22 protein-coding genes are annotated in these 23,620 nt (G+C 69.8%); 5 read left to right on the top strand and 17 right to left on the bottom strand.

Translation table 11 applies throughout. The features are described 5' to 3' along the window. Nucleotides 1-76: 76 nt before the first annotated feature. From IEW34_RS00875 to argH, 6 genes are all read right to left on the bottom strand, one after another. Entirely contained in the window at nt 77-649 is a 573-nt protein-coding gene (locus tag IEW34_RS00875) for a cob(I)yrinic acid a,c-diamide adenosyltransferase (protein WP_188607248.1), read from the bottom strand. 157 nt (nt 650-806) lie between these two features. Next, the gene (locus tag IEW34_RS00870; protein ID WP_188607247.1) at nt 807-995 is read right to left on the bottom strand and encodes a twin transmembrane helix small protein; all 189 of its coding nucleotides are present in this window, start codon (nt 993-995) and stop codon (nt 807-809) included. Nucleotides 996-1,293: 298 nt separating this feature from the next. Beyond that, nucleotides 1,294-3,888 (bottom strand): TIGR02302 family protein, encoded by a 2,595-nt coding sequence (locus IEW34_RS00865; RefSeq protein WP_188607246.1) that lies wholly within the window; start codon nt 3,886-3,888, stop codon nt 1,294-1,296. A 195-nt stretch (nt 3,889-4,083) separates the two neighbouring features. Next, nucleotides 4,084-5,352 carry a diaminopimelate decarboxylase gene (lysA, locus tag IEW34_RS00860; RefSeq protein WP_188607915.1) on the bottom strand — a complete coding sequence of 423 codons (1,269 nt, stop codon included), beginning with the start codon at nt 5,350-5,352 and terminating at the stop codon, nt 4,084-4,086. A gap of 235 nt (nt 5,353-5,587) precedes the next feature. Next, nucleotides 5,588-5,857, bottom strand: a complete 270-nt coding sequence (gene lptM / locus IEW34_RS00855; RefSeq protein WP_188607245.1) for an LPS translocon maturation chaperone LptM — start codon at nt 5,855-5,857, stop codon at nt 5,588-5,590. Between the two features lie 65 nt (nt 5,858-5,922). Continuing rightward, a complete protein-coding gene (gene argH / locus IEW34_RS00850) occupies nt 5,923-7,344 on the bottom strand; it encodes an argininosuccinate lyase (RefSeq protein WP_188607244.1) in 1,422 nt (473 codons plus the stop codon). Nucleotides 7,345-7,365: 21 nt separating this feature from the next. Here argH and tlpA point away from each other — a divergent pair, with 21 nt between their 5' ends. Next, on the top strand, nt 7,366-8,001 hold the full coding sequence (tlpA, locus tag IEW34_RS00845; RefSeq protein ID WP_188607243.1) for a thiol:disulfide interchange protein TlpA: 636 nt from the start codon (nt 7,366-7,368) through the stop codon (nt 7,999-8,001). A 111-nt stretch (nt 8,002-8,112) separates the two neighbouring features. Here tlpA and grxD read toward each other — a convergent pair whose 3' ends face one another. From grxD to purC, 10 genes are all read right to left on the bottom strand, one after another. Then, nucleotides 8,113-8,448 (bottom strand): Grx4 family monothiol glutaredoxin, encoded by a 336-nt coding sequence (gene grxD, locus IEW34_RS00840; protein ID WP_188607242.1) that lies wholly within the window; start codon nt 8,446-8,448, stop codon nt 8,113-8,115. A gap of 43 nt (nt 8,449-8,491) precedes the next feature. After that, the gene (locus IEW34_RS00835) at nt 8,492-8,728 is read right to left on the bottom strand and encodes a BolA/IbaG family iron-sulfur metabolism protein (RefSeq protein WP_188607241.1); all 237 of its coding nucleotides are present in this window, start codon (nt 8,726-8,728) and stop codon (nt 8,492-8,494) included. A 110-nt stretch (nt 8,729-8,838) separates the two neighbouring features. Beyond that, nucleotides 8,839-11,064: a phosphoribosylformylglycinamidine synthase subunit PurL gene (gene purL, locus IEW34_RS00830; RefSeq protein ID WP_188607240.1), complete on the bottom strand. Its 2,226-nt coding sequence runs from the start codon at nt 11,062-11,064 to the stop codon at nt 8,839-8,841. 36 nt (nt 11,065-11,100) lie between these two features. Then, a complete protein-coding gene (purQ, locus tag IEW34_RS00825) occupies nt 11,101-11,799 on the bottom strand; it encodes a phosphoribosylformylglycinamidine synthase subunit PurQ (RefSeq protein ID WP_188607239.1) in 699 nt (232 codons plus the stop codon). Nucleotides 11,800-11,916: 117 nt separating this feature from the next. Further along, nucleotides 11,917-12,870 carry a LipP1 family hormone-sensitive lipase gene (gene lipP1 / locus IEW34_RS00820; protein ID WP_188607238.1) on the bottom strand — a complete coding sequence of 318 codons (954 nt, stop codon included), beginning with the start codon at nt 12,868-12,870 and terminating at the stop codon, nt 11,917-11,919. Between the two features lie 68 nt (nt 12,871-12,938). Further along, complete coding sequence (gene purS, locus IEW34_RS00815) at nt 12,939-13,181, bottom strand: phosphoribosylformylglycinamidine synthase subunit PurS (protein ID WP_188607237.1); 243 nt, start codon at nt 13,179-13,181, stop codon at nt 12,939-12,941. Between the two features lie 82 nt (nt 13,182-13,263). After that, nucleotides 13,264-14,607 carry a multidrug effflux MFS transporter gene (locus tag IEW34_RS00810; RefSeq protein WP_244641664.1) on the bottom strand — a complete coding sequence of 448 codons (1,344 nt, stop codon included), beginning with the start codon at nt 14,605-14,607 and terminating at the stop codon, nt 13,264-13,266. Continuing rightward, nucleotides 14,604-15,119: a disulfide bond formation protein B gene (locus tag IEW34_RS00805; protein ID WP_244641663.1), complete on the bottom strand. Its 516-nt coding sequence runs from the start codon at nt 15,117-15,119 to the stop codon at nt 14,604-14,606. The genes IEW34_RS00810 and IEW34_RS00805 overlap by 4 nt, the downstream gene beginning before the upstream one ends. 13 nt (nt 15,120-15,132) lie before the next feature. After that, nucleotides 15,133-15,714 carry a YqaA family protein gene (locus IEW34_RS00800; protein ID WP_188607236.1) on the bottom strand — a complete coding sequence of 194 codons (582 nt, stop codon included), beginning with the start codon at nt 15,712-15,714 and terminating at the stop codon, nt 15,133-15,135. A gap of 348 nt (nt 15,715-16,062) precedes the next feature. Then, nucleotides 16,063-16,860 (bottom strand): phosphoribosylaminoimidazolesuccinocarboxamide synthase, encoded by a 798-nt coding sequence (purC, locus tag IEW34_RS00795; protein ID WP_188607235.1) that lies wholly within the window; start codon nt 16,858-16,860, stop codon nt 16,063-16,065. A gap of 242 nt (nt 16,861-17,102) precedes the next feature. Between purC and IEW34_RS00790 the strand changes: the two genes are divergently transcribed. Continuing rightward, nucleotides 17,103-17,423: a DUF1476 domain-containing protein gene (locus IEW34_RS00790; RefSeq protein ID WP_188607234.1), complete on the top strand. Its 321-nt coding sequence runs from the start codon at nt 17,103-17,105 to the stop codon at nt 17,421-17,423. A gap of 433 nt (nt 17,424-17,856) precedes the next feature. Here IEW34_RS00790 and IEW34_RS00785 read toward each other — a convergent pair whose 3' ends face one another. Continuing rightward, nucleotides 17,857-18,453 carry a helix-turn-helix domain-containing protein gene (locus IEW34_RS00785; protein ID WP_188607233.1) on the bottom strand — a complete coding sequence of 199 codons (597 nt, stop codon included), beginning with the start codon at nt 18,451-18,453 and terminating at the stop codon, nt 17,857-17,859. 131 nt (nt 18,454-18,584) lie between these two features. Here IEW34_RS00785 and IEW34_RS00780 point away from each other — a divergent pair, with 131 nt between their 5' ends. Genes IEW34_RS00780 through IEW34_RS00770 form a run of 3 tightly spaced genes read left to right on the top strand, consistent with a single transcriptional unit; the run spans nt 18,585 to nt 23,616 of the window. Continuing rightward, a complete protein-coding gene (locus IEW34_RS00780; RefSeq protein ID WP_188607232.1) occupies nt 18,585-20,603 on the top strand; it encodes a hydantoinase/oxoprolinase family protein in 2,019 nt (672 codons plus the stop codon). 42 nt (nt 20,604-20,645) lie between these two features. Continuing rightward, nucleotides 20,646-22,316 (top strand): hydantoinase B/oxoprolinase family protein, encoded by a 1,671-nt coding sequence (locus IEW34_RS00775; protein ID WP_188607231.1) that lies wholly within the window; start codon nt 20,646-20,648, stop codon nt 22,314-22,316. 7 nt (nt 22,317-22,323) lie between these two features. Continuing rightward, complete coding sequence (locus tag IEW34_RS00770) at nt 22,324-23,616, top strand: NAD(P)/FAD-dependent oxidoreductase (RefSeq protein ID WP_188607230.1); 1,293 nt, start codon at nt 22,324-22,326, stop codon at nt 23,614-23,616. The last annotated feature ends 4 nt before the right edge of the window (nt 23,617-23,620 follow it).

The raw sequence follows: 23,620 nt of genomic DNA, 5'->3' as shown, positions 1-23,620 counted from the left end.
CCATGTCAACGGCGTGTGCCGCTGCGGCAAGGCTGCACCAGGGATTTGTCGCCGCGAAGCCCCGAGGCGGGCGCCATCAGCGGTTTTGGCCCGGCACCCACAGCACGTCGGAGCGGCCGTTGCCGTTCGCCGCGCGGGCCGCGACGAACAGGAAGTCCGACAGGCGATTGAGGTATTTGACAGCCGTGGGCGATACCGCCTCGTCGGGTTGATCGGCCAGTGCGACGACCAGCCGCTCGGCGCGGCGGCAGACCGTGCGGGCGACGTGCAGCGCCGCGGCGGCCGGCGAGCCGCCCGGCAGCACGAACGACCGAAGCGGCTCGATCGGCGCATTGAGCGCGTCGATCTCGGCTTCGAGCCGCAGCACCTGGCTCTCGCGCACACGCAGTGGCTCGTGCTTGGTCGGCTTGCCGGTTTCCGGAGTGGCGAGATCGGCGCCCAGATCGAACAGGTCGTTCTGGATGCGAGCGAGCATGGCGTCGAGATCGCCGCTGGTATGGAGCCGTGCCATGCCGACGGCCGCATTGGCCTCGTCGACGGTGCCGTAGGCCTCGACGCGCAGATCGTGCTTCTTGCGTCGCTCACCGTTGGCGAGGCCGGTCGTGCCCGCGTCGCCGGTCCGGGTGTAGATGCGGTTCAACGCGACCATGGCAGCCTCCTGGCGGCGGATTCTCGATCCAGCGGCGACGGCTTCCGCCATGGCCTCCATGTCGAGATAAAGCCGGATCGCGGCCGGTGCGCAAGCTGTTGCACGCGCCGGCACCGAGGCGGATCGAGGCTTCCGCGATCGGTGGTGGACGAGCGGCCTACGTGCCCCGCCACCACAGCACGGCCATGATGATGATGACCGCGAGGAACTGCAATTGGACGCGCATGCGCATCAGCTTCTGCGAGCGCTCGGCGCTGCCGCCCTGCATCATGTTGACGAGGCCCATGATGAGCACCACGGCGACGGCGGCGACGGCAATGCCGACGATCCAGTTCGATCCGCTCATGGTTCACTCCTGCGGTTGATCGCGGGCTGCGTCGGGCCGCGTCCTCCGTGGACCGTCCGCCGACTGCATTCGATCGGCGACGGAGGGGCCCGGTGCACGAAGAGCCGCGGAGCCGAGGCGCCGCAAGAGGATCCGCTCATCCGGCCTATTGCCGGATATAGAGCCTGATCTGACGGCCGGGCGATGCGATAGGAAGCCGCGGTCCCCCCTGGGTCGATCTCGCGGTCGGCGCGGGGCAGCCGAGCGCGAGGGGCCTGCGGGCCGAGCCGCAGGACGTGCCGGGTCGCGGCGGAAGACCTCAGCGCGGCCTGAGCAGGCGCTCGAGATAGTCGAGTTCCTCTCGCGGCCGCTCCGGCTCGCCGAGGCGGCGGCGCAATTCTTCCAGGATGCGCCGCGCGCGGGCCACGGTTGCGTCGGCGCCGCTCGGGATCTTGACCCGGCCGTCCACCCAGTCGCGGCCCCGCGTCGGCCGGCCGAGGGGATCGGTGTCCTCCGCCCCTTGGGCGCGACCTTCGGGGCGGCCCGGTTCACCGTCCTGGCCGTCGGCCTGCTCGTTGCCGTTGCCCTGCTGCTGCATCTGGTCGGCCAATCCCTGGGCGCCGCGGCGCATGGCCTCCAGGGCCCGGCCTTGCGAGTCGACCGCATCGCCCGCTTCGCCGCGGCCGAGCGAACCTTGGGCGTCGCCCATCTCGCGCCCGGCGTCGTCGAGCCCCTGCTCGCCCTCCATGCCGAGGCCCTTGAGTCGGTTCTGCAGGTTCTCGAGGCGCTGGCGCAGGGCCTGCTGGCGGCGCTCGAGCTCCTCCGGCGAGGGCCCCTGTTCACCCTCGCCCATCTGCTGCTGGCCGCCGCGCTCACCCGGTGCACGGCGCTGGCCGCCGCGCTGGCCGTCTTCGCCGCGGCGCTGCTGTTGCTGGCTGCGGCTGTTCGGCATGCGCTGCTGGCCGTTGCGATAGGTCTCGTCGCGCAGGCCCTGCTGGTCGCGCATCAGGTTGTCCAACTCGTCGAGCGAGCGGTTGAGCTCGCGCGCCATCGGGTTCGGCTGCCGGCCCGGCCGGGCCGTGCGCAGGTTCTCCAGGATGTTGCGCAACTCCTCAAGCAGCCGTTGGGCCTCCGCGGTCGCGCCCTGGCGCGACAACTCCTCGATGCGGTTCAGCATGTTCTTGAGATCGTCCGGCGTCACCGTGCGGCCGTTGGGGTCGCTGCGTTGGTCCTGAGCCTGATCGCGGTTCTGCTGCTGACGCTGGGCGAACTCGCTGACGAAGCGATCGAGCGCGCGGCGCAACTCGTCGGTGAGCCGTCGCATCTCGTCCTCGGGCGCGCCGCGCTCCAGCCCCTGGCGCACAGCCTCCTGAGCGGCCCGCAGGGCCTTCTCGGCATCGGACAGGTCGCCGTCCTCTATCTGCAGCGCCATCTCCCACAGGTAGTTGGCGACCTCCAGCAGGTCCGGATCCGTCTTGGCCTGGCGCAACTGGTCAGCCGCGAAGTTGAGGCCGAGGTAGACGCCCGGCTCAGGCATGAACAGCTCCGGCGCGATGAGCAGCGCGTCGAGGGCCGTCTGGACCCGCCGGCGCTGTTCGGGCTCGATGATCAGATCGCGGCGCTGCTCCACCAGGGCGCGGGCGAGGGGCTTGGAGAAGGGCCGCTGCGGCAGGGTGACGATCGCCGTCGCGCTCGTTCCCGTCTGGCCCGCCTCGTCGCGCGCCACCAGGGTGAGCTTGACCCGGGCGCCGGCCCAAGGGCTGTCCGACAAATCGACCGTCGTCTTGGTCTCGCCGTCGCCGGCCGCCTCGCTCGGCAGAGCGAGCGCCAGCTTGGGGGGCTCGACCAGCGTGCGGCCGCTGCGGCCGTCTGCGCGCTCCACCATGCCTTCGGCCGAGGCGAGGCCGTAGTCGTCCTTGGCGGTGTAGGTGACCGTCAGCGAGCCGCGTGCGTTGGCCTGGGGCTGGCCGACCAGCGCGATCTGAGGTGGTTTGTCGGGGATCGCTTCCACCGTCAGGCGGCCGCTGGACGGGCCGGCGCGCACGGAGACGTCGGCATTGGCCGCGATCGTGAAGCGGTGCTCGCTCAACTGCGGGCTCGTCGGCCTGTTGCCCGCCTGCGCCGGCGGGAGTTCCTTGAGGCCGGCGTCGGTGTCGACCGCAAGCGGGCTGCGGCCGGCTGCGCGCAGCACCAGGGTACTGTTCACCGGCACCCGCACGTGCGCCGGCTGGCCGCTCTTGAAGTCGAGAATGAGGGGCGGAAGGCGCGTGTAGAGCGGGGGATCGATCCAGCCGTCGATGCGCACGTCCGCGCCGGCGCTCGGCAGGCCGCGCCAGTCGAAGGCCGAGGTGAGACGGCTCGCCAACTCGGGCCCGGCGACGAAGGCGCTGGCGGCCAAGGCGACGATGGCGAGGCCGCGGAGGGCATAGGGGTCTCGCCGCGTCATCTGCGGGGCGGGCGGCGCCACGGTGAGGCCCGCCAGGCTGTCGGCGGCCCGACGCTGGTGCAGCGCCCATAGCGCCTTGGCGGCGGCATCGCCGCTGCCGAGCGCGAGCGTGTCCTCCAGCGCCATCGCCGGGCGATGGGGCGAGGCAGCCGACCGGTCGAGCCGCGACAGTGCGTCGCGGCGCGACGGCAGACGCAGGCGGAGCAGCGGGACCAGCGAGGCCAGAAATGCCAGGCCGAACAAGCCGCAGCCGACGGCACGGGCCAGGGGCGGCAGATCGATCCAGACGCCGAGCCAGGCGAGCGTCACGAATATGCAGAGCACGCCGAGCGGCAGCCAGATGGCGGGCCAAGCCCGCTCCCACAGCAGCGCGCGGCGGGAACGTTCAACCAGACGGTCCAACCTCGATTGCTCGCGTCGCGGTTCCGACGGCGGGCGCAGGGCCGCCCGCTGCGGCACGTTGCTCATCCAGTTCTCCTGGCCGCGCCGCTCCGGCGCGCGTCAGTCCGATCGTCCGGTCCCAGCAAGAAACCTGCCGACGCTTCGTCCGCCCCCGCACCTGAAGCTAGCATGCGCAACCGAACTTTCCAGAGCGCCCCCGGGGTCGGCACCTCATCTACGGCCAGGACCGCGCAAGCGCGGACCCGGCGCCAAGGAGCAGCGTTACGCCAGCCACGATGGCAGGCGATCAAGGCCGATCAATGTCTCGACCGTGATGCGCGGTCGCACCACCGCATGGTCCGCCCCCTTCACCAGCACCTCTGGCACGAGCGGGCGCGAGTTGTAGGTGTTGGATTGGACTGCGCCGTAGGCGCCGGCCGTCATCACCGCGATCAGGTCACCGGCGGTGAGCTGCGGCAGATGTCGGCCCAGCGCCAGATAGTCGCCGGTCTCGCAGACCGGGCCGACGACGTCGGCCACCATCTCCGGCGCGTCGGTCGCATGGGCGACCACCGGCAGGATGTCGTGGTGGGCCTCGTAGAGCGTCGGTCGGATCAGATCGTTCATCGCTGCGTCCACGATGAGAAAGGTCTTGCCCTCGCCGTGCTTCACGTAGAGCACGCGCGAGACCAGGATGCCCGCGTTGCCGACAATCAGCCGGCCCGGCTCGAACACCAGTTCGAGGCCGAGATCGTGCGTCGCGCGCTTGATGATGGCGGCGTATTCGGCCGGCAACGGCGGCGGCTCGTTGTCGAGCTTGTAGGGCACGCCCAGGCCGCCGCCGAAGTCGATATGGCGTAGCCGGTGCCCCGCTGCCATCAATTCGCGCGCCAGCTCCGTCAGCCGGCGGGCGGAGTCCTCGAACGGCTTGAGGTCGATGATCTGACTGCCGATGTGCATGTCGACGCCGATCGGCTCGATGCCAGGCAGGGCGGCGGCGCGGGCGTAAACCGCTGCGGCCTGCGAGATCGGAATGCCGAACTTGTTGTCGAAGCGCCCGGTCGAGATCTTGGCGTGGGTACCGGCGTCGACGTCCGGGTTGACGCGGATCGAGACCGGTGCGCGGCGGCCCAGCCCCGCCGCCACCTCCGACAGCGCCTCCAGCTCCGGTTCGGACTCCACGTTGAAGCAGAGGATGCCGGCCTGGAGTGCATCGGCCATTTCCTCGCGCGTCTTGCCGACGCCGGAGAAGACGATGCGCTCGCCGGGCACGCCGGCTGCCAGCGCGCGCGAGAGCTCGCCGCCCGAGACGATGTCCATGCCGGCCCCGAGCCTGGCCAGGGTGGCGAGCACGGCCTGGTTGGAGTTGGCCTTCACCGCATAGCAGACGAGCGAAGGAACGTCGGCGAAGGCCTCGGCGAACACCCGGTAGTGGCGTTCCAGCGTCGCGGTGGCGTAGCAGTAGAACGGCGTGCCGACCTCGTCGGCCAGGCGGCGAAGGTCGACGTCCTCGGCGTGCAGGACGCCGCCGCGATATTCGAAATGGCGCATGCGGTGCAGGAGCGGGACGCCTCCGTTCCGCTCCATCTCCTGGTGGGTGGCTGATGTCGTGGGGATGGGAGGCCGAGCCCGGCCCACCCACCCGTTCGGGGGCAGTTTATCAGGACCGAGCCCTATGCGCTTTTCCCGATCCGGGCGTGCCCCTCGTTATTTGAATCCGGGGTGCTTCTTTCCGATCGGGGGCGCCTCGCCGGCGACGGGTGCTCCCCGCCCTGCCGCGAAGGGCTTAGAGCAGCGAGTCGAGGATGAAGCGATCTTTCGGGATGGTGTAGCCCTTGGGCTTCTTCTTCGCTCCGGTGATCGCGGGCGTGGGCACGATCGTATCGGGTTCGTCGTCGTCGGACTGCGCGTCGGCCTTCTGCGCCTCGGTCTGCTTGGGGGCACCGGGGTCCGGTGGCGGCTGCAGCGCGCCGCGCCGGCCGCAGGCGGCCAAGGCCAAAGCCATCACTGCGGTGACGACGACAACGCGCAACAGCGCGGGGAGGGGAGCGGACAAGGGGGGCGATCCTCACGAAGCGGGCGGCACTATAACCGAAAGATCCGGGGACGGAATCGCAAAGCTCAGGCGTCGGCGGCCGCCTCGCCCGGCCCGGCTGCGCCCGCCGGGGCGAGTGCGGCGAGCCAGCGCCGGGCCTCGCGCGTCACGTTGACCGGCGCCGTGCCGCCGTGGCTGGTGCGACTCTCCACCGAGCGGTCGACGCCAAGCACCTCGAACACGGCGGCGGTGATGCGCGGTTCCACGGTCTGCATCTGGGCGAGCGTCAGGTCCTCCAGCCCGATCCGGGCCTCGGCCGCGAGCCCGACGAGGCGCCCGGTGACGTGATGGGCCTCGCGGAAGGGCAGGCCGAGCGCGCGCACCAGCCAGTCCGCCAGGTCGGTCGCCGTGGCGTAGCCGCTGCCGGCAGCCCGGCGCATGGCGTCCAGGTCCGGCGTCAGGTCGTCGACCATGCCGGTCATGGCGGCGAGGCAGAGCGATAGGGTGTGCAGGGCATCGAAGGTGCCCTCCTTGTCCTCCTGCATATCCTTGGAGTAGGTCAGCGGCAGGCCCTTCATCACGATCAGCAGCGCCGTGAGCGCGCCGACGACGCGGCCGGCCTTGCCGCGCACGAGCTCTGCCGCGTCCGGGTTGCGCTTCTGCGGCATGATCGACGAGCCGGTCGAGAACGCGTCGGAAAGCCGCACGAAGCCGAACTGCGGCGTCGCCCACAGCACGATCTCCTCGGCGAAGCGCGACAGGTGCACGGCGCAGATCGATGCGGCGGCGAGCGTCTCCAGCGCGAAATCGCGGTCGGACACCGAATCGAGCGAGTTGGCGGTCGGCCGGTCGAAGCCGAGGGCCGCCGCCGTGCGGGCGCGATCGATGGGGAAAGAGGTGCCGGCAAGCGCGGCAGCACCGAGCGGGCACTCGTTCATGCGGCGCCGCGCATCGGCGAGGCGGCCGCGGTCGCGGCCGAACATCTCGACGTAAGCGAGCAGGTGATGACCGAGCGTCACCGGCTGGGCCGACTGGAGGTGAGTGAAGCCGGGCATCACCGCGGCGGCGAACTCCAGCGCCCGGCCGGCCAGCGCCCGCTGCAGGGCGGCGAGCTGGGCATCGAGCGCATCGACGGTGTCGCGAACCCACAGCCGCATGTCCGTGGCCACCTGGTCGTTGCGCGAGCGGGCCGTGTGCAGCCGCCCGGCTGCCGGCCCGATCCGCTGCGCGAGCTCGGCTTCCACGTTCATGTGGATGTCTTCCAACGCCCGCGACACCGTGAAGCGCCCGGCGTCGATGTCGGCCGCGATGGCCCGCAGGCCGTCGGCGATGGCGGCACCATCGGCGTCCGCGACGATTCCGGTGGCCACCAGCATGTCCACGTGCGCCAACGAGCCGCGCACATCTTGCGGGCCAAGCCTCTTGTCGAATTCGATCGAGGCGTTGATCTCTTCCATGATCGCGGCGGGTGCGGTCGAGAACCGCCCGCCCCACATCTTGTTGCTCATGTTGGTCTCGATTCCGGTCTCATGACCCCATCCATCCGCCGTCGCGCGTCCTGGCTCGTCGCTGTCGCAGCGCTCGTGGCCGCAGCTGGCGCCGCAGCCCTATATTGGCGCGCGTCGTCCCGCAACGTAGCCGAGGCGCAGTGCGGTCGCTGGGACGCGGCCTCCGTCGATGCGCTCGCCAAGGGCGAAGTGGCGGGCGTGCGTGTGGCGCGCACACCGGAGCCGGCCCCGCCCATCGCCTTCCAGGCGGCGAACGGGGCGGCGCGCACCGCCGCCGACTTTAGCGGCCGCGTCATCCTGCTCAATCTGTGGGCGACGTGGTGCGTGCCGTGCCGCAAGGAGATGCCGGCGCTCGATGCGCTGCAAGCGGCGCTCGGCGGCCCGGACTTCGAGGTGGTGGCCGTGAACATGGACGGCCGCGACCCGGCGAAACCCAGGCGATGGCTGACCGACAACGGCATCTCCAACCTGGTCTACTACGCCGACCCGCAGGGCAAGGTGTTTCAGGCGCTGCGCAGTGCCGAGCGCGCCTCAGGCCTGCCGACGACGCTCGTCGTCAACCGCAGGGGCTGCGTCGTGGCCAACCTGGATGGCCCGGCCGAATGGGCTTCGGCGGACGCGCAGGCGCTGCTGCGCGCCATCCTGCAGCAGAAATAGCGCTGCCGCTGACCGGGACCAAGCCTGGAACCGGCGCTCAAAGCACACGTAACCCGGCGTCGTCGTGGCCGGGCCGGCCCCGGCCATCCATCGGAGCGCAGCGATCGCCCGTCACGCCACCTGGCGGACGGTGATGCCGTTCTCGGTGAAGTGGCTCTGCAGCTCGCCGGCCTGGAACATCTCGCGGATGATGTCGCAGCCGCCGACGAACTCGCCCTTGACGTAGAGCTGGGGAATGGTCGGCCAGTTGCTGTAGGTCTTGATGCCCTGGCGCACCGCATCGTCGGCCAGCACGTTCACGCCCTTATAGGGGACGCCCAGGTAGTCGAGGATCTGCACCACCTGGCCCGAGAAGCCGCACTGCGGGAACTGCGGCGTTCCCTTCATGAACAGCACGACATCGTTGGACTTCACTTCGTTGTCGATCAGGGCGTGAGCATCGGTCATTGAACGTTCTCCAATCGCGCGGTCAAGGCGCGCGCAGGCTTCGCTAATCTTGGGGAGCGGATGTCGTCAATGCAAGCGCGTGCAGGACACCGCCCATATTGCCGCGCAGGGCCTGATAGACCATCTGGTGCTGCTGCACGCGGGTCTTGCCCTTGAACGACGGCGACACCACCGTCGCGGCGTAGTGGTCCCCGTCGCCGGCGAGATCATGGATCTCCACCGTGGCGTCCGGGATCGCCTGGCGGATCATCTCCTCGATTTCGCGCGCCTGCATCGCCATCGTCCGGTCCCCGCTCCTGCGCCGCGGCTCACCGCGTGCTTCGCTCCATCGCCCCACTGACTATATAGGATGGCGCTCGCACGCCCGCACGGGCGCGGCCGCCTCGCCTGTCAGGCGGCGGTCAGATGCCCCTGGCCGGCCATGTAGGTCGGCAGCCACGATTCGTGCCGCTCGCGTAGCTCGGCCAGCGCCAGCGGCGCCTCGCCGGGCAGCGCCAGCACGTCCCCGCCGGTCACGCCTAGCCGCCGCACGGGCACCTGGGCATGGGCCGCCTCGGCCATGATCGCCTCCATGGTCTCGGGGGCGGCGGCGATGACGTAGCGGGCCTGATCCTCGCCGAACAGGAAGGCATGGGCGGCGAGACCTTCCGGCAACGGATCGAGGGTAGCGCCGACGGCACCCGCCAGCGCCATCTCGGCCAGCGCCACGGCGAGGCCCCCGTCCGAGCAATCGTGCACGGTGGCGAGCCGGCCGGCCTGGATTAAGCCGCGCACGAAATCGCCGTTGCGCCGCTCGACGGCGAGATCGACCGGTGGCGGGGCGCCGGCCTCGCGGCCGCAGACGTCACGCAGGTAACAGGACTGGCCCAGCCAACCGGCGGTGTCTCCCACCAGCGCGATGACGTCGCCGGAGCGCCTGAAGCCGACGGTGGCGTGCACGGCGACGTCGTCCAATACGCCGACCCCGCCGATGGTCGGAGTCGGCAGGATCGAACGTCCCTGCGTCTCGTTGTAGAGCGAGACGTTGCCTGAGACGACCGGGAAGTCGAGGGCGCGGCAGGCCTCGCCGATGCCGCGCAGGCAGCCGACGAACTGGCCCATGATCTCAGGCTTTTCCGGGTTGCCGAAGTTCAGATTGTCGGTGATGGCGAGCGGGCGGCCCCCCACGGCGGTGATGTTGCGCCAGGCCTCGGCCACCGCCTGCCGACCGCCCTCCACCGGGTCGGCCTCGCAGTAGCGGGGAGTGACGTCGGTGGTGAGCGTGATGCCCTTGGGCCCGTCCTCGATGCGTACGATGGCGGCGTCGCCGCCGGGCGTCTGCACCGTGTTGCCGAGGATCAGGTGGTCGTACTGCTCCCACACCCAGCGCTTGGACCCGAGGTCGGGCGAGCCGATGAGCTCGAGCAGTGCTGCTCCGTTGGACATCGGCGCCGCGACCTCGGCGGCGGTCAGAACGGGCTCGAAGGTGTTGGAGATGTAGGGCCGGTCGTAGAGCGGGGCCTCGTCGCCCAGCTCCTTGATCGGCAGGTCGGCGACCACCTCGCCCCCGTGCTTGACGACGAAGCGAAGCGTGTCGGTGGTGCGGCCCACCACGGCGAAGTCGAGGCCCCATTTGCGGAAGATCGCCTCCGCCTCATCCCGCTTTTCGGGCTTGAGCACCATGAGCATGCGCTCCTGGCTCTCCGAGAGCATCATCTCGTAGGCGCTCATGCCCTCCTCGCGGCAGGGCACGGCGTCGAGGTCGAGCTCGACGCCGAGGTCGCCCTTGGCGCCCATCTCTACCGCCGAGCAGGTGAGGCCGGCCGCCCCCATGTCCTGAATGGCGATGACGGCGCCCGAGTCCATCAGTTCGAGGCACGCCTCCAGCAGCAGCTTCTCGGCGAAGGGGTCGCCGACCTGGACGGTCGGCCGCTTCTCCTCGGAATTCTGGTCGAACTCGGCCGACGCCATGGTGGCGCCGTGGATGCCGTCGCGGCCGGTCTTGGAGCCGAGATAGACGATCGGATTGCCGACGCCGGTGGCGGTCGCGTAGAAGATTCTGTCACTGCGCACCAGGCCGACGGCCATGGCATTGACCAGGATGTTGCCGTCGTAGCGGGTGTGGAAGCCGACCGCGCCGCCGACCGTCGGCACGCCGAAGGAATTGCCGTAGCCGCCGATGCCGGCCACCACGCCGGAGACCAGGTGGCGCGTGCGCGGATGGTCGGGCGAGCCGAAGCGGAGCGCGTTGAGCGCCGCGATCGGCCGGGCGCCCATGGTGAAGACGTCGCGTAGGATGCCGCCGACGCCGGTGGTCGCGCCCTGGTACGGCTCGATGAACGACGGATGGTTGTGGCTCTCCATCTTGAAGGCGATGGCGTCGCCGTCGCCGATGTCGATGATGCCGGCGTTCTCGCCAGGCCCCTGGATCACCCAGGGCGCCTTGGTGGGCAGGTTGCGCAGGTGCAGGCGCGACGACTTGTAAGAGCAGTGCTCGTTCCACATGGCGGAGACGATGCCGAGCTCGGTGATCGTCGGCTCGCGACCGATGAGCGCCAGGAAGCGCTCGTATTCGTCGGGCTTGAGGCCGTGCTCGGCGACCAGCTCGGGGGTGATCTTGGGGGCGTTCGCGATCATCGTTCTTCGTCGTGAGGCAAGCGGGGAGGGCGGTGCTCAGGCGGCGCGGCGCGCCTCAGCGAGGCTTTCAAAGAGGCCGCGCCCATCGGTGCCGCCGACGAGGTCGTCGATCAGGTTCTCCGGATGGGGCATCAGGCCGAGCACGTTGCCACCCTGCGAGTAGATGCCGGCGATGGCGTTGACCGAGCCGTTGCAGTTGGAGGCGGGCGTCAGCTCGCCGGCAGCGTCGCAGTAGCGGAAGGCGACGCGGCCCTCGCTCTCCAGGCGGTGGATCGTGTCGGTGTCGGCGGCATAGCTGCCCTCGCCGTGGGCCACGCACACGTCGATGACGGCGCCCGGTAGGTAGCGGCCGGTGAAGGCCGTGTCGTTGCGCTCCACGCGCAGGTGCTGGCGCCGGCAGACGAAGCGCAGCTGGGCGTTGCGCATCAGCACGCCCGGCAACAGCTGCGATTCGCACAGGATCTGGAAGCCGTTGCAGATGCCGAGCACCAGGCCCCCGCGCGCCGCGTGGGCCCTGACCGCGTCCATGATCGGGGCGCGCGCGGCGATGGCGCCGCAGCGCAGATAGTCGCCGTAGCTGAAGCCGCCGGGCAGTACCACCAGATCGGTGCCGGACGGTAGCGCCTGCTCGCCGTGCCAGAGCATGGCCGGTGTCGAGCCGGCGGCATCCTTCAGCGCGCGCGCGACATCGCGCTCGCGGTTGGATCCGGGGAAGATGACGACGGCCGATTTCATCGGGTACTCCGGCGACCTTCAGGTCGATGCAAGGGCGTCCGTGATCGGGTGGATCCACCGATCTCGGAGCGCTCCAGACTTAAAAAACGTGGAGCATGTCTTCGCGACCGGATGATCTCATCCGGTTGCAGAAGGCTCCAGGGCGCGGGCCAGCGCCAGGCCCATGATGTCCAGTGCGGTCTCCGCGCTGCGGATGAGCTTCGACATGGTGATGAAGCCATGCATCTGGTCACTCATGTGCAGATATGCCACCTGCACGCCCGCCTTTTCGAGCGCGGCGGCGTAATCGCGGCCCTCGTCGACCAGCGGATCGTAGCCGGCGGTGAGCACGAAGGCCTGGGCGAGGCCGCCGAAGCGCGGCGCCTTGAGCGGCGAGGCCCACCAATGGCCGACATCGCCGCTCTCGCCCATGTAGTTGCGGGCGAACCAGCGCGCCGTCGATCCCTCCAACGGAAATCCGGCGAGCGGCAGCGCGTGCGAGGGGTGGCGCATGGCCATGTCGGTGGCCGGATAGATCAGCAGCTGGAAGGCCAACGGCGGCAGCTCGCCGTCGCGCGCCAGGTGCGCCATGACCGCCGCCAGGTTGCCGCCCGCACTGTCGCCGCCGACCGCGAGCCGACCGGCGTCGATGCCGAGGTCGGCTGCGGCGGCGGCCACGTGGCGGACGGCGGCGACGCAATCCTCGACCGCGGCCGGGAAGACGTGTTCCGGCGCCAGGCGGTAGTCGACGGAGACCACGGCGCAGGCGGCCGCGTTGGCGAGCTTGCGACAGACGTAATCGTGCGTGTCGAGGTCGCCGATCACCCAGCCCCCGCCGTGCATGAAGACGAGACACGGCAGCCGCATGCCGGGACGGGTGCCGATACCGCGGTAGTGGCGCAGCGCGATGGCGCCGCGCGGACCTGGGATCTCCAGGTCCTCGACGAAGGCGACGTCCGGCGAGTCGGGGGTGAGTGCCCGGCGCGAATTGCGGTAGACTTGGCGGGCGTCTGCCGGTGCGAGCGCGGTGATCGGCGGCCGCCCGGCGGCTTTGATCAGATCGAGGACGGTCTGCGCCTCGGGGTCGAGCATGGCGTGCCTCTCAATCGTCGCACGGGGCGGATGGGCCGGGCCCGGCGCTCCAGCAGGAGCCGCGGCACTCAGGCCACGAGCTCGATGCGGTAGTTCTCGATCACCGTGTTGGCCAGCAGCTTCTCGCAGGCCTCCTTCAGGGCGGCCTCCGCCTCGCCGGCCTGGCTGTGGGTGAGGTCGATGTCGAACACCTTGCCCTGCCGGACACCGGCGACGCCGGGTACGCCGAGCGAGGCCAGCGCCCCCTCGATCGCCTTGCCCTGCGGATCGAGCACGCCGTTCTTCAGGGTGACGGTCACACGGGCCTTCATGGGGCGCTCCGGGCTGGGTCTGGTGGAATTGTTCCGCATTACCCGCTCTTGAGCCGACGGGCAACGGCCGCGTCGGTAAAGTTCAGGCCCGGCGGCCCTGGCGGGCGGACGTGATGGTCTCGATCTCCGCCGCACCGGCGCCGACGATGCCGGCGGGGTCGACAGCCACCTCGATATCCTCCGGCTTGACCGCCGGCATCAGCCGGGCTGCCGGGCCCGAGGTGTGAATCAAGGTGAAATAGACGACGACCGCCACGGACGCCATCACCGCCATGATGATGGTGATGGCCTGGAACGGATCGGCAAACAGCAGCGCCGCGGCGGCCGTGCCGAAGAGCCCGCCGCCGATCTGCATGAAGCCGGTGAGCGCCGAGGCCGCGCCGGCGATGTGCGGGAACGGCGCCAGCGCACCTGCCGTGGTGCCCGGCATGATGAAGGCGTTGCCGAAGGCCCAGAGCGCCACCGGCCCCATAACGCTGACGAAGGATGGCGGCCAGAAGTGCAGGCCGATGCCGAAGCCGAGGCCGGCCAGCGCCACCATGGTCAGGCCGAACGGGATGAGCCTCATGGCGTCGACGCGTCGCAGCATGACGCCGGCGATGGCCGCCCCGGTCAGGTACGAGCCGGTCTGCGCGAGCATGCCGAGGCCGAACTGGGTCGGCGTCAGCCCGACGCGCTCGATCATGACGAAGGGCAGCATGGCCGCGAGCGTGTAGAGGCCGCCCGGCGAGATCGCCATGAGCAGCGAGGGGCCGATGAAGCGCCGGTCGGCGAGCAGCGTGCGGTAACTGGCGATGACGTGGCGGGGCTTGGCCAGGGCGCGGTTGATGTGGCGGTTGGTCTCCGGCGTCAGGAAGCCGACCAGCACCATCACCACGAGGCCATAGACGACCATCAGGAAGAAGATCGCCTGCCAGCCGACGGTCGCCAGGATGAGGCCGCCGAGCGATGGCGAGATCGCCGGCCCGACGGCCAGCATGATGCCGATCAGGTTCATGATGCGGGCCGACTGCTGGCCCGAATACTGGTCGCGCACCATGGCCCGGGAGGTGGCGATGCCGGCGGCGGCGCCGATGCCTTGAAGAGCGCGGCCCGCCAGCAGCCACTCGAGGGTCGGCGAGCAGGCCGCGACGACGCTGCCGACGAGGTAGATGGCAAAGAAGCTCAGGCCGACCGGCCGCCGTCCATAGGCGTCCGACAGGGGGCCGCAGGCGAGCTGGGCGAAGGCGAAGCCGCAGAAATACACCGTGAGCGTCAGCTTGATGGCGGCCGGCGTGGTGTCGAAGGCATGCACCATGGCAGGCAGCGCCGGCGTGTAGAGCGACAGGCTGATCGGCCCCAGCATGACCACCATGGCGCCGGTCCAGGCGGTGCGCATCATGCTCATGGGCTGGGCGGGAGCGGTGGCCCGCCAGAACGCCGTCAACGCGGCAAGCCTCGCACGGCGGCCGGGCGGCGCGCGCCGAGGAAGGCAATGGCGGCCAGGATCAGCGACACCACAGCGTTCCAGCCGGCCATCGACAGGCCCAGGAAGCGCCAGGCGGCGTCGGTGCAACTCACCACGCGCACGCTGTTGAGTTGCTTCATGAAATCATCGATCGAGCCGCTCTGGTCGGCGGCTGCGGCGCAGCCGGCCGGGCCGGCCCACCATTTCCACTCCACGCCGGCGTGATGGATGGCGAGCCCTGCGCTCACCAGGAAGACCAGGGCCAGCAGTCCCAGCGCGATCGCTCGGGCTCGCGCCTGTGCCCGGGGCAGGCCCGCCGCGATAAGCGCCAGCGGAATACCCACATAGTAGGGGAGGCGCTGATAGTAGCAGAGCTGGCATGGCTGGTAGCCCAGCCCATACTGGAACACGAAGACGGCGGTGATGGTCGCGACAGCCCCGGCACACACCAGCATGGCTGCGGTCCGCGGGATGTCGAAAGGCGTGGTCACGCGACGATGGTCCTCAAAACGCCAGCTTGGCGAGCCCGAAGCCGATCACGACGAACCCCAGCACGAGGCCCATGACGAGACCGAAGTGCCGCTCCATCACCCGACGGATCGGCTCGGCGAAGTAGTGCATGGCTCCGGCCAGTATGGCGAAGCGGATGCCCCGGGTGATCACCGAGAGCACCACGAACCAGAACAGGCTATAGCCCGCAAAGCCGGAAGCGATTGTCACCAGCTTATAGGGGATCGGCGTGACGCCCTTGATCAGGATAATCCAATGCCCGTATTCCGCGTAGGAATGCCGGAACGCCTCCAAGCCGTCGGATAGCCCATACGCACGAATGAGCCAATGGCCCAGCGAATCGAACAGCAATGCGCCGATCGCATATCCCAACAAGCCGCCGAGGACCGAGGCGACGGTGCAAACGCCGGCGTAGAACCAAGCCTTGTCCGGGCGCGACAGGGACATTGGCACCAGCAGAACGTCCGGTGGGATGGGAAAGAACGAGCTCTCGGCGAACGACACGGCGCCTAGCGCCCACGTGGCGCCAGGCCGACCGGCCAGGCTCAGTGTCCAATCATAGAGGCGTCGAAACATCGCTTGCCCGTGGTCGGCGCAAGGATTGAAGGTCTCGAGGCGGCGCCGCTGCGGATAGCTCTATACGCATGAGCTGGGCCGGCCGAAAGCCGAAAGGCCGCCGCCACGCGCCGCTGACGCCGACGTGATCGGTTTGCGGCCGCCCCGTGGGCCGGCGCCTGTCATCGCGGTGATCGCAGAGGTCAAGGCGTCATGGCCGGTCTTGATCCGGCGATCCGTCGTCGCAAAAAGAGCAGCCCGCGGGCCGGTCATGGGCGCGCTTGCCGGCGGATGGATGGCCGGGTCAAGCCCGGCCCCATGACGGTCGATGGGACAAAGGGGGGCTTTTGCGCCCCTCCGGTCCCGCCCTTACGGCTGAACCAGCCGGGGGCCGCCGGCGGCCGGGTTCTCGTTCTCGCCCAGGATGCCGAGCCGGCGCGCCACTTCCGAATAGGCCTCGATCAGCCCGCCGAGGTCACGACGGAAGCGATCCTTGTCCAGCTTGTCCGCGGACTTGATGTCCCAGAGACGGCAGGAGTCCGGCGAGATCTCGTCGGCGACCACGATGCGCATCATGTCGCCTTCCCAGAGCCGCCCGGTCTCCATTTTGAAGTCGACGAGGCGGATGCCGGCGCCCAGGAAGAGGCCCGACAGGAAGTCGTTGACGCGAATGGCGAGCGCCATGATGTCGTCGATTTCCTGCGGATTCGCCCAGCCAAAGGCGGTGATGTGCTCTTCCGACACCATCGGGTCGTTCAGGGCATCGTTCTTGTAGTAGAACTCGATGATCGACCGGGGCAACTGCGTGCCCTCCTCGATGCCGAGGCGCTGCGACAGGGAGCCGGCCGCGACGTTGCGCACCACCACCTCCAGCGGGATGATCTCGACCTCGCGAATCAACTGCTCGCGCATGTTGAGCCGCTTGATGAAGTGCGTCGGCACTCCGATGTCGTTCAGGTTCTGAAAGACATACTCGGAGATGCGGTTGTTGAGGACGCCCTTACCGTCGATGACTTCGTGTTTTTTGGCGTTGAAGGCGGTGGCATCGTCCTTGAAGTGTTGGATCAACGTGCCTGGCTCGGGGCCCTCATAGAGCACTTTCGCCTTGCCTTCGTAGATACGACGGCGACGGTTCATCGGCGTATACCGTGTTTTCAGGAAATCCATGGGTTGCCGTGGTTCCTTAAGAGATCAAGTCCGCGGCTGGCGGGCTTCAGCAGCTAGGCCACCCGCACGAGCCAACCTAGCTGATCGGGGGGCGAAGCACAATGTGGGGTGTGGCCGCGTCCGCTACACCCGGCCGCGACGATGCGTGCTTCGGACGCGCCGCCGAATCCGCGGGGGCCGCACTGGTCTTCGCCCCCGCGGGCCTCTATATCGCTCGGGGCCGAACACGGAGGGAGACAACGGTGACGACGTTCGACAAGCGCGAGGAGGGCTTCGAGCGCAGGTTCGCTCTGGACGAGGAACTGCGGTTCAAGGCGATGGCGCGCCGCAACCGGATGCTCGGCGAGTGGGCGGCGCACAAGCTCGGCAAGACCGGTGCCGACGCTGCCGAATACGCCAAGGCGGTGGTCATGGCCGACTTCGAGGAGGCCGGCGACGACGACGTGTTCCGCAAGGTGCGCAAGGATTTCGATGCGGCCGGCATCGAGCAGTCCGACCACCAGATCCGGCGCACAATGGACGAGTTCCTGGCCCAGGCCGTGCTCGAGGTGAAGGCCCAGTAGGCACTTATCGCGGCCGCGTCACGGCACGCGCGCGGCGATCCCCCAATGGTCCGCTGCTTCTAACGCTTGGCCGGGCGTCACCCGGCCGCGGGCGCAGGCGCCATCCGGGCAATCGTCGAGGCTGCGCCGTGCCGGGGCCAGGGCCCCGTGTCATCGGCTCTTCCACGCGGATCGGAACCCCTTACGGGCGTCGGCAGCCGCGTCCGGTTGGCTGCGGCTGCCGACGCGCACCTCTTGGGGCCGCCGCTCTCCACGCTTCGCGGCTTTTCTACCGATAGCGGTAGCAGCGGGTCACCGGCGCGACGCCCCGGGCGGTGTCGCGCAGGCCGCTGCTGCAGCCGATCCGCGGCCCATGGACATGGCGATAGTATCGGGATCTGGTTGAATTTGAGGGCTTTTCGCCGATCGGTGCCTCCACCGTATCGGGCAGCGCTCAATAGATCGCCGGCGTGACCACCCAGATCAGGTCGACCGTCTGATCGCCGACGCACCAGAAGCGGTGCATCTGGGTCGCCGCGAAGGCGAAGGAGTCGCCCGTCTCCAGAATATAGTCCTGGCCGTCGACCTCCAGTCCAAGCGTGCCCGCCAGAACCGTGCCGCACTTGGTGCCGGCCGGGTTGTTGTAGGGCTCGCCAGAGGCGCCTCCTGGGCGGATGACGATCCGGATCATCTGGATGCCGGGCACCGCGTCCGGCGACAGCAGCTCCTTGCGCATGCCCTTGGGGCCCAGGTCCAAGGTCCGGCGCGCCGAGGCGCGCACCACGACGTCGTCGTGCTCGGCCTCGGCCAGATCGAACAGCCAGCCGATCGGCATGGCCAGGGCCGCACAAATTTGGCGCAGGGATTTCAGCGACGGGGTGGTAACGCCGCGCTCGATCTGGCTGAGCAAACCGACCGAGATCTCCGCGCGCTCGGCCACCTCCTGCAGCGACAGGCCTTTGATCGCCCGGCGCATTCTGAGCTTGCGGCCCATCTCGTTGGGTCGCTCCGGATCCGCCGCGTCGGGGGGTGTGCGCGCTTGTTTCGCCATTGGCTCGGGATTCCCCGTGCTGCCCCTGATGTTGGCAGCCTTGCTAAAATTCTTTGCTCATAGTTTTAGCCTAATTGCAATTTCATCCTCGCGGTGCCTATGATCCCATCCACAATAGGGTGGAGAGGTGAATGCGGGTCGGGATCGAAGTGGGCGGCACTTTCACCGATTTGGTCGCGGTGGACGGCGGCCGGGTCGAGGTGGTGAAGGTACCGAGCACGCCGGGGGCGCCCGAGATCGGCGCCTTCGGCTCGCTGGAGGCGGCGGGCATCGCGGCTGCTGATGTCACCGACCTCGTCCATGGCTCGACCGTGGCGACGAACGCGATCCTGGAGCGCAAGGGCGCGTCGATCGCTTTCCTCACCACCCGGGGCTTTCGCGACATCCTCTTCTTCCAGCGCCACGACCGCCGCAATATCTACGACCTCCGCTACGCCAAGCCGGCACCGCCGGTCCGTCGCAAGGATTGCTTCGAGGTGTCGGAGCGCGTCGATGCGGCCGGCGCGGTGATCCAGCCGCTCGACGAGGCGGAGGTGCGCGCCACCCTCATTCCGCAGCTTGCGGAAGGGGGCTACCAGGCGCTGGCGATCTGCCTCCTGTCCGCCTACATCGCGCCGGCGCACGAGGAGCGGCTGAAGGCGCTGATCGGCGCGGCGCTGCCGGAGCTGCGGATCGCCTGCTCGCACGAGGTGGCGCAGGAGTTCCGGGAGTTCGAGCGGGCCTCGACGACGGTGCTGTCGGCCTATGTGCAGCCGGTGATCGACGGCTACCTCGATCGCTTCGAGGCGACGCTGGCGCGCGCCGGGTTCCAGGGCGGCTTTTCCGTCATGCAGTCGAACGGCGGCCGTCTGCCGGCTGTGGCCATGCGGCGCAACTCCATCACTGCGCTGTTCAGCGGTCCGGCGGCAGGTGTCGTCGGCGCCATCCGCCAGGCGGAACGGTCGCAGCGGCGCAACCTGATCACCTTCGACATGGGCGGCACCTCCACCGACGTCTGCCTCGTGGTGGATGGGGCACCGGCGATCGCACCGGAGACGGAGGTCGACGGCCTGCCGATCAGGACCCCGGTGCTCGACATCGTGACCGTCGGCGCCGGCGGCGGCTCGCTCGTTTGGATCGACGACGGCGGCATGCTGCGCGTCGGCCCGCGCAGCGCCGGCGCCTCGCCCGGGCCGGCCTGCTACGGCCGCGGCGGCAGCCAGCCGACGGTCACCGATGCGCACCTGATCCGCGGCACCATCCGGGCGGATGCCTTCCTCGGCGGCACCATGGCGCTCGACGTGGAGCGCGCACACGCCTCGTTCGAGGAGGTGGCGGGCCGGCTCGGCGTCAGCGTGCGCGAGGCGGCGGCCGCGGCCATCCGCCTTGCGGTCGCCAACATCGTTCGGGCCGTCCAGCTGGTCTCGACCGAGCGGGGGCGCGACCCTCGCGACTACGCGCTGCTGCCCTTCGGCGGCGCGGGTCCCCTGCTTGCAGCCGAGATTGCCGAGGAACTCGGCATCGGTGAGATCCTGGTGCCTCCCAACCCCGGCGTCATTTCGGCGCTCGGCCTGCTGTCGGCCGACTATGTCCGGGTGGCCGGCGTCACCCGCCGGGCCTCCCTGGGCGAGGAGGCCCCCGGCCTGCTGCGCGAGGAGTTCGCCCGCTTCCGCAGCGGCGCCGAGGCCGAGTTCCGCAGCCTCGGCCTCGACGGCGAGCTCGCCTTCGACCTCACCGCGGACATGCGCTTCGTCGGACAAGCCTTCGAAATTCCAGTCGAGATCGCCCCCGACCGGTTGGCCGGCCTCAAGCCTTCGGATCTTGCCGATGACTTCGCCGCGGCCCACCGGCGCATCTACTTCCACGGCGGCGAGCCGGGCCGGAACGTCGAGATCGTCGGCCTGCGCTTCGGCGTCCGCCGCCGGCTGGACGCGCTGCCGGAGTTCCGCGAGCGGCCTGCCGCCGTGCCGCACGCCGGCGAGGCGGAGATCTGGACCGCGCAGGGCGCCGTCAAGGCGCGGCTGATCGATGCCGCCTCGCTCGACCCGGCCGATCCGGTCGAGGGGCCGACCCTCGTCGAAGGCTACAGCTCGACTCTCTGGGTGCCCCCGGCGTGGCGCGCGCGGCGGGACGAGCCCGGCAACATCATCATGCAGCGCATCAATGCCTGAGCGGAGTGCCATCATGCGCCGCGGTATCGGGAAGGCGAATCCATGACAGTCAATCCTGTCGACTACGCCATCATCAGCCAGTCCCTGATCGCGGCGGCACGCGAGATGGGAGCCAAGCTGGTCCGCTCGGCCTATTCCACCGTGCTGCGCGAGGCGCGGGACGGGTCGGCGGCGCTCCTCGATCCCGATGGAAGCACGATCGCCCAGGCCGAGCTCATCCCCATGCAGCTCGGCACCATCGGCCGCGTGTTCCAGCCCTGCGCGGCGCGCTATCCGGTTGAGACGCTGGAGGAAGGCGACTTCTTCGTCATCAACGATCCTTACTCCGGCGGCCAGCACCTGCAGGACGTCTTCTTCTTTCACCCGATCTTCTTCGAAGGGCGGGTGCTCGGCTTCTCCGCCTCCGTCGCCCACCACCTCGACATCTCCGGCGGCGATCCCGGGCTGAACACCGCGGCGGTGGATGTCTATGCGGAAGGGCTGATCATCCCGCCGATCAAGCTCAACATGACGCGGGACTGGCACGGCGGCGCCTTCGAGCGCCTGCTGCGGGCCAATGTCCGTGTGCCGCACCAGACCATGGGCGATTTCGACGCGCAGATCGCGGCGAACGCCATCGGCGCGGCGCGCATCGTCGAGCTCGCCCAGCGCTACGGGGCCGACAAGCTGACCGCGGTGATGGGCATGCTGCTCGACTATTCCGAGGCACGCATGCGCGCCGCCATCCGGCAGATCCCGGCGGGCGTCTACGTCGGCGAGGATGCGGTGGACGACGACGGTCTCTCGGAAACACCGCTCCCCGTGCGGGCGACCGTCACGGTCGAGGGCGACGCCATCGCCATCGACTTCGACGGCACCGCCCCGCAGGTCCGCCGCAACCTCAACGCGCCCTTCGCCGCAACGGTCTCGGCGGCGCTCTCCTGTGTGAAGGCGGCTTTGACCAGCCCGGACATTCCGTTCAACGCCGGCGCCGCCCGCCCGATCACGGTGACGGCGCCCAAGGGCTGCCTGCTCAATCCCCACCATCCCGCGCCGGTGCGCGCCCGCATGGAAGCCTGCTTCCGCGCATGGAATGCGGTGATGAAGGCGCTCGCCCAGGCGGTGCCGGACAAGGTCATCGCCTGCGGTTTCGACACCACCACGGTCGGCGTGCTCTCCCGCCTGGGGCCGGGCGGCTGGTCGGTCTACCTGGAGATCTTCGGCGGCGGTTCGGGCGCAGCCGTCGATGTGGACGGCTGCGATGCCGTCGACAGCCCCCTGTCCAACTGCTCCAACACGCCGGTCGAGGCCCTCGACCAGGATTTCCCGTTCTTCCGCGTCATCGAATACGCCATGCGGGCCGACAGCTGCGGCGCCGGCGCGGCACGGGGCGGCCTCGGCTTCGTGCGCCGCTACGAGATCCTCAGCGACGGCGTGCGGCTGTCGCTCTATTCCGATCGCTTCCGGCGGCCGCCGGAGGGGTTGTTCGGCGGCCGGACCGGCGAGACCGGGTTTTGCGAGGTGCTGCGCCAAGGCCGGGCCATCACCCTCAAGTCGAAGGACGCCATCGATCTGGAGAAGGGGGACGTGGTCACGCTCGCGGTCGGCGGGGGCGGCGGCTACGGCGATCCCGCCGCCCGCCCGCTCGAGAAGATCCGCCGCGATCTGGAGGACGGCATCATCTCGGCCGGCTCGGCGTCCGCCTGGTCGCAGCACAAGATCGCGGCGGAGTAGGCCGCCCATGTCCTCCTCGGCCGCAAGCTTCGAGCGCTCGCTCTGGTCGGCCACGGCGGCCGAGCCGCCGCTCGGCGCCGAGGCCTCGCGGCTCGCCGCGGCCGTCGACGTGGCCGTGGTGGGCGGCGGCATCACCGGCTGCTCGGCCGCGCTGGCGGCGGCCCGGGCCGGCGCCTCGGTGGCTCTCTTCGAGGCGCGCCAGATCGGCTGGGGCGCTTCGGGCCGCAACGGCGGCCAGGTCATCCCCGGCCTCAAATACGACCCGTCCGAGCTGCGCGGCCTGTTCGGAGAGGCGTCCGGCGCGGCGCTGGCGGAGGCCGCCGGCGGTGCCGCCGATCTGGTCTTCGAGTTGATCGCGCGCCACGCCATCCAATGCACGCCGCAGCGCGGCGGCTGGCTTCAGGCTGCGCCCTCGCCGACGGCGCTGGCCCGGGTGCAGGCCCGCGCCCGCGAATGGATCGCCCTTGGTGCGCCGGTGGAATTGCTCGATGCCGATGGCGTGGCGCGGCTCGTCGGCACGCGCGCCTATGTCGGCGGCTGGATCGACCGGCGGGCAGGTGTCGTCAATCCACTTGCCTATGTGCGGGGCCTGGCGCGGGCCGCACGGGAGCACGGGGCGGCAATCTACCAGGACACCCCGGTCAGCGGGATCCGCCGCGGCAGCGACGGCTGGCAGGTCACGACCGCCGCCGGCAGCGTCACGGCGAAGTCGCTCGTCGTCGGCACCGACGGCTACACCGATGGGCTGGTGCCCGGCCTGGCGCAAACCGTCCTGGCGGTGCAGAGCGCGCTGATCGCTACCGAGCCGCTCCCGGCCGAATTGCAGCAGACCATCATGCCGGGCGGCGTCTGCTGCTCGGAGACGCGCCGTCTCGCCTTCTACTTCCGGCAGTCCGCCGACGGGCGGCTGGTGTTCGGCGGCCGCGGCGCGGTCGGCGACGCCGAGCAGCCGCTGTTCGCCGACGCCCTGATCGCGGCTATGCAGCGCACCTTCCCGCAGACCCGCGGCGCCGCGATCACCCATCGCTGGTCCGGGCAGGTCGCGCTTACCCTCGACGGCATCCCTCACCTGCACGAGCCGCAACCGGGGCTGTTGATCGGCCTCGGCTACAACGGTCGCGGCGTCGCCATGGCCAGCCTGATGGGCCGCTGGCTGGCCGGCATGGCGTTGCGGGGTGAGCGGCCGCCGCTGCCCTCGACGCCGATCTCGCCGATCGCCTGGCACGGGTTGCGGCGACCGGCCATCGCGCTGGGCGTGGGCTGGGCCTGGCTTCGCGACCGCATGGGACTTGCCGCATGAGACT

Origin of the sequence: Chelatococcus reniformis (assembly GCF_014640075.1) — a bacterium.
Taxonomy (GTDB): Bacteria; Pseudomonadota; Alphaproteobacteria; order Rhizobiales; family Beijerinckiaceae; genus Camelimonas; species Camelimonas reniformis.
Note: the sequence above shows the minus strand (reverse complement) of the source record. Positions and strands in the feature narration are given on the sequence as shown.

Excerpts from the sequence above, each read along its gene's own strand:
- IEW34_RS00865 (WP_188607246.1), bottom strand. The coding sequence starts at position 3,888 with ATGAGCAACGTGCCGCAGCGGGCGGCCCTGCGCCCGCCGTCGGAACCG.
- IEW34_RS00835 (WP_188607241.1), bottom strand. The coding sequence starts at position 8,728 with ATGGCGATGCAGGCGCGCGAAATCGAGGAGATGATCCGCCAGGCGATC.
- IEW34_RS00870 (WP_188607247.1), bottom strand. The coding sequence starts at position 995 with ATGAGCGGATCGAACTGGATCGTCGGCATTGCCGTCGCCGCCGTCGCC.
- purC (WP_188607235.1), bottom strand. The coding sequence starts at position 16,860 with ATGGATTTCCTGAAAACACGGTATACGCCGATGAACCGTCGCCGTCGT.
- lipP1 (WP_188607238.1), bottom strand. The coding sequence starts at position 12,870 with ATGCTCGACCCCGAGGCGCAGACCGTCCTCGATCTGATCAAAGCCGCC.
- grxD (WP_188607242.1), bottom strand. The coding sequence starts at position 8,448 with ATGACCGATGCTCACGCCCTGATCGACAACGAAGTGAAGTCCAACGAT.
- argH (WP_188607244.1), bottom strand. The coding sequence starts at position 7,344 with ATGAGCAACAAGATGTGGGGCGGGCGGTTCTCGACCGCACCCGCCGCG.
- IEW34_RS00770 (WP_188607230.1), top strand. The coding sequence starts at position 22,324 with ATGTCCTCCTCGGCCGCAAGCTTCGAGCGCTCGCTCTGGTCGGCCACG.
- tlpA (WP_188607243.1), top strand. The coding sequence starts at position 7,366 with ATGACCCCATCCATCCGCCGTCGCGCGTCCTGGCTCGTCGCTGTCGCA.
- IEW34_RS00800 (WP_188607236.1), bottom strand. The coding sequence starts at position 15,714 with ATGTTTCGACGCCTCTATGATTGGACACTGAGCCTGGCCGGTCGGCCT.
- purL (WP_188607240.1), bottom strand. The coding sequence starts at position 11,064 with ATGATCGCGAACGCCCCCAAGATCACCCCCGAGCTGGTCGCCGAGCAC.
- purQ (WP_188607239.1), bottom strand. The coding sequence starts at position 11,799 with ATGAAATCGGCCGTCGTCATCTTCCCCGGATCCAACCGCGAGCGCGAT.
- IEW34_RS00775 (WP_188607231.1), top strand. The coding sequence starts at position 20,646 with ATGACAGTCAATCCTGTCGACTACGCCATCATCAGCCAGTCCCTGATC.
- lysA (WP_188607915.1), bottom strand. The coding sequence starts at position 5,352 with ATGCGCCATTTCGAATATCGCGGCGGCGTCCTGCACGCCGAGGACGTC.
- IEW34_RS00785 (WP_188607233.1), bottom strand. The coding sequence starts at position 18,453 with ATGGCGAAACAAGCGCGCACACCCCCCGACGCGGCGGATCCGGAGCGA.
- purS (WP_188607237.1), bottom strand. The coding sequence starts at position 13,181 with ATGAAGGCCCGTGTGACCGTCACCCTGAAGAACGGCGTGCTCGATCCG.
- IEW34_RS00780 (WP_188607232.1), top strand. The coding sequence starts at position 18,585 with ATGCGGGTCGGGATCGAAGTGGGCGGCACTTTCACCGATTTGGTCGCG.
- IEW34_RS00875 (WP_188607248.1), bottom strand. The coding sequence starts at position 649 with ATGGTCGCGTTGAACCGCATCTACACCCGGACCGGCGACGCGGGCACG.